This window comes from Fortiea sp. LEGE XX443, from assembly GCF_015206815.1.
GTDB lineage: Bacteria > Cyanobacteriota > Cyanobacteriia > Cyanobacteriales > Nostocaceae > Nostoc_B.
The window spans coordinates 1-6,290 of sequence record NZ_JADEXZ010000133.1 but is presented as its reverse complement, the minus strand read 5'-3'; the positions used below and the strand labels follow the sequence as shown (position 1 = coordinate 6,290).

At 39.3% G+C, this 6,290-nt stretch carries 6 protein-coding genes; 3 read left to right on the top strand and 3 right to left on the bottom strand.

Features of this window, described 5'->3' with window-relative positions:
- Positions 1–1,761 (bottom strand): recombinase family protein (locus IQ259_RS26450; RefSeq protein ID WP_193888954.1); only part of this gene is annotated, 1,761 nt, incomplete at its 3' end.
- Between the two features lie 92 nt (positions 1,762–1,853).
- Between IQ259_RS26450 and IQ259_RS26445 the strand changes: the two genes are divergently transcribed.
- From IQ259_RS26445 to IQ259_RS26435, 3 genes are all read left to right on the top strand, one after another.
- Positions 1,854–3,164, top strand: coding sequence for a proton extrusion protein PcxA (locus tag IQ259_RS26445; protein WP_370568082.1), 1,311 nt, complete (start codon positions 1,854–1,856; stop codon positions 3,162–3,164).
- Between the two features lie 665 nt (positions 3,165–3,829).
- Positions 3,830–4,273, top strand: coding sequence for a hypothetical protein (locus IQ259_RS26440; RefSeq protein WP_193888952.1), 444 nt, complete (start codon positions 3,830–3,832; stop codon positions 4,271–4,273).
- Between the two features lie 159 nt (positions 4,274–4,432).
- The gene (locus tag IQ259_RS26435) at positions 4,433–4,774 is read left to right on the top strand and encodes a helix-turn-helix transcriptional regulator (RefSeq protein WP_193888951.1); all 342 of its coding nucleotides are present in this window, start codon (positions 4,433–4,435) and stop codon (positions 4,772–4,774) included.
- Between the two features lie 107 nt (positions 4,775–4,881).
- Here IQ259_RS26435 and IQ259_RS26430 read toward each other — a convergent pair whose 3' ends face one another.
- On the bottom strand, positions 4,882–5,550 hold the full coding sequence (locus IQ259_RS26430) for a polysaccharide deacetylase family protein (protein ID WP_193888950.1): 669 nt from the start codon (positions 5,548–5,550) through the stop codon (positions 4,882–4,884).
- A gap of 140 nt (positions 5,551–5,690) precedes the next feature.
- Entirely contained in the window at positions 5,691–6,095 is a 405-nt protein-coding gene (locus tag IQ259_RS26425) for a sterol carrier protein domain-containing protein (RefSeq protein ID WP_370568083.1), read from the bottom strand.
- Positions 6,096–6,290: the final 195 nt, after the last annotated feature.

Genomic DNA, 6,290 nt, shown 5'->3' with positions numbered 1-6,290 from the left:
CTCCTGCCCCCTGCCCCCTGCCTCCTGCCTCAACCTACTATCAATTTCCCAATAATGTTGAGCAGTTTCCAGCAGTTCGCGCAGGGCTGCCATTTGATCGTAGGGAGGGTTAGTATCTTTACACAGAAAGTCTTGAATTGCTAGATATAACAAAGAAATTGGACTCGGAATTAAACGCTGTTCTTGTTGCGATCGCTGCTTTTCAATCCATTGTAAAATCTCAGTGTAGGCTGTGGTTGCTGCGTAGCCAATTCTATCCCAGCGCTCAAAGGATGTGACGGGTAATAAGTTAGGGTGATCAGGATGAGGTACAAAGCAGTAATCAGCAATTAAACCAGCACGTACAGGGTCGATATGAGTGCTGAGTATTAAGTGTTGAGTGAATATTTCCCCCTGCTCCCTGCTCCCTGCTCCTCTGCCCAAATCCTGCCTCCTCCCCAATACCACAAGCATCTCGGCTACCGCATCTCGATCGACTAAGCGTCCCAAACCAGGGTAAACTAGTGCCAACATAGTTAGCAATGCCCTGATCATGGGTGAACTAACCAAGGGGCGTTGGTCGTTGAGTGATTCAACTGGAATGTTTTGCTTGGTCAGAATTTCTGTCAGAGTGTAACGGGCGATCGCATCTAAACCCGGTGCTATAATTGCAATCTCTTCTGGTTGGATTTGTCCTGATTTGATAGCTTTGCCAATTACCTCTGCTGTGGTTCGCAATAATTCGGCACGGGAGGTTGTCTGAATTGACTGTACTGTTGCAGGTAACTCTAACATCACCAATGGTTGAGTAATAAACTCTACCATTGGTTTAGCCAGCTTATCTGCCAGTGATGTTTGGGTTGGTTCAAACAAAGTTTCTAGCTGACAACGCCTAGCTAACCCTTCCAAGTAGTTGGGGTCGGCTCCTAATCCCCAGCGCACACCTCCATCAGGATTATAAGTAAATGCACCAATTGCACCATGCTCTAAAAGCATCTCAAATAACTGACGCGCTACTGCGGGATATTCGTCAACATCATCGGCTAGTATGGCCTGATATCTTTGGGTGAGGCGTTCTTGATAATGGCGATCGCTTAACAAGTGCTGAGTGTAGAGTTCAGTTATAATCCCATAAGTGAGTAAACCTCGCTCTAAACACCAGTTACGCCAATCTAGCAGCAAAGATGCCAGAAATTCCGGCTCTAGATTTATGCTATTTTCCTGTAAACCTTTTTGTAAAACCTCGGCAATCCCTTCGCAAGGTGTACCACTGTAAGCCGCTAATTGCAATAAGTCTAAAATCCGTCGCACTAAACGGTATTCACTCACTCCTGCACGACGTAAAATTTCTACATCTAATTGCTCCCGCCAGAGTTTTGTCGCCAATTCCTGCTCGGTTTCTGGGCGTAATCTTACCGGAAATTGTGCCTTGACATGCAACGATTCAATTAGTAAAGGCCAAAATAAAATAACTTCATCTTGAAAAAAACCTAGTGGAGTTTTGGCACGAACCGAGTATTTTCCTAATGTTTTTGTAACAATTTTATCAGATAATTCTCGACGATTGTCATCATTAGCAGCCAAGACTAAAATTCTAGGTTCTGTTTGCTTCAAAACAAATGGTTTCGAGATGAAATTATCTGCTTTTTTTCTTGCTTTTTTAGTATAAAATGATCCAGAGTTAGAATTTTTTACTTGTAACCAATTACAAAAATGCTCTACCAAACGATTTGTCTTACCACTGCGGCTATTGCCGACAATCCAAACAGAATGAAAAATCACTAAGGCTCTCCTTGTAAATTTGGTTAGTATATCTCGTGCGTTAACTTAGGGTTAGTTAATAATTACTAAAAAAGGCTGGATAATTGTCTACAATGAACAATTTTGTTTTTAGCCAAAAAATTTACTCTTACTTACTAGCTGCTTACCGTTGGTATTTATTAACGCCGCAGCGTTCTCTTGATCAGGCTTACAAAGCAGCATTACATATTAAGGCAATAGAAGATGAGCATTTTAATGGTAAGAAGATAGAAGCTGACTCAACCATCTATAGCAGTAGCATGATGGATTATTTTGAGTTAGATTTGAAAAAACAGTTGAAAATTGCCCGGATGCGGCTGACAGAGTTTCGAGCCAGTCGTTGGTTTTCTAATGAATCTAATCAAAAAGCTGCTCAGAAAACAGGTATAGAATATCCAAGTGCTTCTATAATTTTAGAAAAGTTAAGATTTATTGATGAAATTATATCAAAATATACTGTAACTGACATTGACACAAATTATGGGATAGTTACTCAACCGCAAAGAGTTAAAATTGATGATGTAGCTACTCAAAAATCGCTTGCGTCTTTACCTAATAAAAATATAGAACCAAAACCACAAAGGAAAGCTGATACAACTGGTGTATTGCCGCGCTCAATTTTAGGTACAATTAGTCGTTTGCAAATTGAGTTAGACCCCAATTCAGAGCAAGATGTTGTTAAAAGCTTTCGTCAGGCACAAAGAAGAACAATCATATCTATAAGATTTATATTATTACTGATTATTATACCTCTTTTAGCGCATCAACTATCAAAAGCCTTTATTGTCGGGCCATTCATTAATCATTTTAGGCCACCTGAAACAACAGCTGTCTTCTTGAATTTTGAAATGGAAGAAGAAGCTCTTGCAGAGTTGGAAAGATTTGAAGAAAGAATTAAATTTGAGAGCTTGATTGTTAATGCACCTCCTATTTCGCCTGAAGAAATGGAAAATAGGTTGAAAGAAAAAGCAGAAGAAATTGCTGAACAATTTCGTGCCGAAAGTGCCAATGCTATTAAAAATGTTTTTTCAGATATTTTCTCTGTGGTTGCTTTCGTTTGGTTGTTGCTTGTTAGTAAGTCTTCTATCTCAGTGCTAAAAGATTTTTTTGACAATGTTGTCTATGGTTTGAGTGATAGTGCCAAGGCATTTATTATCATTTTGTTTACCGATGTATTTGTAGGATTTCACTCTCCCCACGGTTGGGAAGTCATTTTAGAGGGTATATCTCGCCATTGGGGTTTACCAGCTAACCGAGATTTTATCTTTTTGTTTATTGCGACATTTCCAGTGATTTTAGATACAATTTTTAAATACTGGATATTCCGTTATCTCAACCGTATTTCGCCTTCTGCTGTTGCGACGTACCGGAATATGAATGAATAAAGGCACAACAGCTTACTAGTAAAGCGCAGCGGAAATAAACAACCCACTTCAAATCCATGAAACGTTTACGCTGTATTTCTTTTGACTTTTGACTTCTGCCTTGCGGTAGTAGAGTGTTTGCTAGGTCAAAATAACTGCCGCTAATCTTCATTCAGCGATCGCCTCATCAACAAGACATCGCGCTGGTATTACTGTTACTAAAAACCGAATAACCTACGGACGAGACAGAGAAAAGATTTTGCACCTGGAACTAATAAAATCATCTTCCGTCATTTTTGCTGATAGTTAATACCAAGCAGAGCTATGTTAAAGCCTGTTTTTATTTTTCAGTATTTAGATTGATCTTTGTGTGAGATGGGTTTTTTCCTGCCTCTTAAAATTTTTATATCAAATACGTTACTTATCTTAATATTTTGCAACAAAAAAAGGTAAATCAAATCTGAAATAGTAGTAATTTCGCTTGTATTGAATTATGTACTTTTAAGTTTCTGCTGTTACAACTAATGCTCATTTACATTAGCAACACGTTTATTCTCAATCTCAGCGATCGCTGGTTAACAACAAAACAAATCAGTGCTAACTACACTTCACTATTAAAGACGCATTTTTAGTGCATATTAACCGCTTATTAGCTGCATTTATTCAGTCAATTATGGGAGTTGAAAGTGTTCAGGATTTTAGTTGATGCCGATTTAATCTTAGATGCTTTGATAAATCGCAACAAATTGACGGAAGATGTCAGGGAATTACTAGATGGAGTGCATCCCTCAATTAGAATTTATTTAACAGATATTGGCTGGCAAAAAATAGCTGCTTACACTAGTCGCTTGCAAAACAGTCAAATTGCGGAGATAGTAATTGATTGGTTGCGAGAAAAAATTCATATTTGTATTGTTGACCAACAAATTCTGCAAATAGCACGCTCCTTACCCCTAAGAGATTTTGAATCTGCGGTCGAGTTAGTTTGTGTCAGTGACCAAGTGCTAGATGCGATCGTCACCCATAAACCGGAGGATTTTGCGAAAGCTCCAAACCTGCTGTGGGTTTGGTCGGTAGAAGACTTGTGGTTACGTGCAAATTTAGAAAGACAGTTACAAAAGTGTCTTTAATGAGTCATTGGTCATTTTCCCCTGTGCGCTTCTGCCTCTTTTCGTCCCGATTTTCAAGTCAGATAGTTTAAATGAAAGTTTTTTTAGGGATTTTCTAGGCGCAGGTTTTTTTTGGTGCTAGGATCTAGCACTATATATTGAGATAAAAGTGCTGTAGCTGTGAAACAAAAGCCAAAACCGAGGATCGCTTTGCTTCGAGAGAGAGCAGGGCTGACCCAGCTTGAACTGTCGCGTCTTGTTGGCGTAACTGAAAGCACTATTCAAAACTGGGAAAGCGGCAGAACTGGGACAGACCACATTGAAAGAATTGTTAGATTCTGCAAGGCTTTAGATTGCCAAGTAGAAGACCTAATAGAATATGTGAACGAACCATTACAAGAACCTATAGCAAAACCAAGTTCAATAAACGAAATACATCAGCTCTTGGGAACTGAGGAACAAGCCTCAACTATCAATCCTGAGAGTGGGGTTGCTCAAAAGGGTAAAGCTACGAGCGGCTAACTTAGCAAGAGATGTAAATTCACTGAACTAACCGACAGATCATCCCTCAAGAGCCTTTGGCATGAGATGATCTGTGGGTAATTTCAAAGTCTTCAGTTAAAGTGAGTTTAATTGTGTCGCCATAAATTATCAACTGTGATAAACTCATAGCCTCGTTGTAGCAATGCTGGAATCAAGGCTTCTATCGTTGCGGCTACGTCTTGTCCGCCAAAAACACCATCATGCAAAACAACGAGTGAACCGTTTTGTACTTGTTGGAGAACTCGTTGCACTACAGTTGTAATTCCTGGTCTTACCCAATCTTCCGGTACGACACTCCACATCACCGGACGATAATTCCATTGATGGAATAATTTTAAAGTTTTCGGTGTAAATAAACCGTTGGGAGGCCGGACATCCCGGACTTGTTCGGGTAGCAGGTTGCAACTATTGTAGATAGCAGCTTGGGTTTTTTCTAAACTTTCCTTAAGTTCCTGGGGAGAAAGTAGCGGAAAAGAGCGATGATCATAGCCATGCAAACCGATCCAATGGCCGCGATCGCTAACTCCTTTAGCAACAGCTGGTGAACGGTTGACACAAGCACCCAACCAAAAAAAACTGGCTGTAATATTGTAGCGGTCTAAAACTCGCAATACTTGGGGTGTGTATTGTGGATGGGGGCCATCATCAAAAGTCAATGCGATCGCTTTGATGGTGCGATCGCCATTCCATAGACATAGAGGAAAACTTGGTTGAAGAATCCGATAGACAAAAGGAAAAAGAGGCGCTAACTGCATTACCAATTTTTTTATAGCTTTCCCTAGTCTAGCTTGAGAATTATAGTCAATGTTTGCTGATAGTATCCGTAGTTTAACAGGACTTAAACACAAAGATTGTCTGTTAAGACTGGATGTAGGGGTGTAAGGATTTTGAATTCTTAAAAGAAATCAGCCATCCAAGGGGAAGGACTAGCAAAAATTTGTGTAGCGGCTAATAGTGCTGTGTCTGTAGCATCTAATTTTCCTGCTAATTTTAAATTATGAGGGGTAAACAAACCCGTATACAAAGAGGCTAATCCTGTAATATCTAGCTGTAATTCTCCTTTACCACCTTGCTTAACTTCAGCATTTCCATTTGCAACAGAGAGAATAAATTTATCATTATTAGCTTGTAAATGCTGACTAAAAATAATGTAGCCTTGGGGTTGGTCTGGATTACCAATTAAATAACCATAAACAGCTTCTTTCTCTTCTGGTTGAATTAATCTTTCCCAGACACCTGGATTGCGATCTAAATAACCATGAGTTAGTTTCGCCTGTTGTTGATATAGGTGATGAAAAATTTCACAATTGAGGTTTGCTATTGGTTGTAAAGATAAAGATGGCTTGTGTAAGTGAATATCTTTAGTAGCAGAAATGTTGAATGCTGATACAAAAATTTACATATATAGTTACACTAACTCTATTAAGCCTAAAATAGTCAGCATGACATCATCTCCTCAAACCAATGAACGTAACTGATTTTCTGACACATGCAA

Bases quoted from the DNA above. Each gene is read 5' to 3' on its own strand.
- IQ259_RS26445 (WP_370568082.1), top strand. From the start codon at position 1,854: ATGAACAATTTTGTTTTTAGCCAAAAAATTTACTCTTACTTACTAGCT.
- IQ259_RS26430 (WP_193888950.1), bottom strand. From the start codon at position 5,550: ATGCAGTTAGCGCCTCTTTTTCCTTTTGTCTATCGGATTCTTCAACCA.